At 27.8% G+C, this 873-nt stretch carries 1 protein-coding gene; it reads left to right on the top strand.

Going from position 1 to position 873, the window contains the following annotated elements:
- Positions 1 to 204: 204 nt before the first annotated feature.
- Complete coding sequence (locus Q3304_RS20715) at positions 205 to 711, top strand: hypothetical protein (RefSeq protein WP_407815224.1); 507 nt, start codon at positions 205 to 207, stop codon at positions 709 to 711.
- Positions 712 to 873: the final 162 nt, after the last annotated feature.

Here is an 873-nt window from a genome sequence, read left to right as displayed (position 1 = left end):
TCAGTTAGATAAGGTACTGGAAATAGTAGATAATTATAAGTTACCTACAGTTCTTGAAGAAGAAATAAGATTATTAAACAGTCAACTATCAATAGTAAGTTAAGAAAAAAGAAGAAGGAGTGCTCCCACACTCCAGTTGTCAAAAATCTAAAACTGTCATTACAACATTATTATAACATAAATAATTGATAGGAGTGTGTGAGTATGTCTAAAACTAAAAAAGAGTTTTTTAATGCAACTAAGAAACAACTTTCTAATTATAAACAATTAAATGCAAATATAATAAAATTAAAAAATGAAATACAAATGTTGAAAGATAATTCAGTTGGAGATTTAACAAAAGCTATAAGTTATGATAGTGTCAAAACAGGAAAAACAAACAAAACTAGTAATATGATTGAGGATGCTATTGTTAATGTATCAGACTTAATAACAGAAAAAGAAATAGAATTATATGAGTCAGAAATAATTAAATCTACCATAGATTTAGCTATAAGGAACTTAAAACCTATACACAAACAAATCATAACATACAAATATATTGAAGGCTTAGAATGGAGTTTAATAGTTGATAAGGTATATTTAGAAGAAAGACAATTGAGAGAAAGAGCTAATCAAGCTATAAATTCAATATCAATAGCATTATTTGGAAAGAAAGCATTAATAGAGCAGGAACCACTTTTTGAATTGTTAGATTACAGACTAAGTTAGACTATGAATTTTAATTGCCGAAAATGTGCCGTTTTTTTAATTTTAGACATGAGATAATAGTATTGTGGAAATGAAAAATTTCCCTCTCAAAACTTAATAATTGGCTAGGGTTAAGGGATTGCCCTAGTCACTATGAACAGACTAGGCAGGGCATGAGGATGT

The sequence above is a fragment of the Clostridioides sp. GD02377 genome (genome assembly GCF_045899875.1).
Taxonomy (GTDB): Bacteria; Bacillota; Clostridia; order Peptostreptococcales; family Peptostreptococcaceae; genus Clostridioides; species Clostridioides difficile_A.
This window is presented reverse-complemented; position numbering and strand designations above follow the sequence as displayed.

What these genes read in the sequence shown, in the direction of transcription:
- Q3304_RS20715 (WP_407815224.1), top strand. Translation starts at nt 205, where the DNA reads ATGTCTAAAACTAAAAAAGAGTTTTTTAATGCAACTAAGAAACAACTT.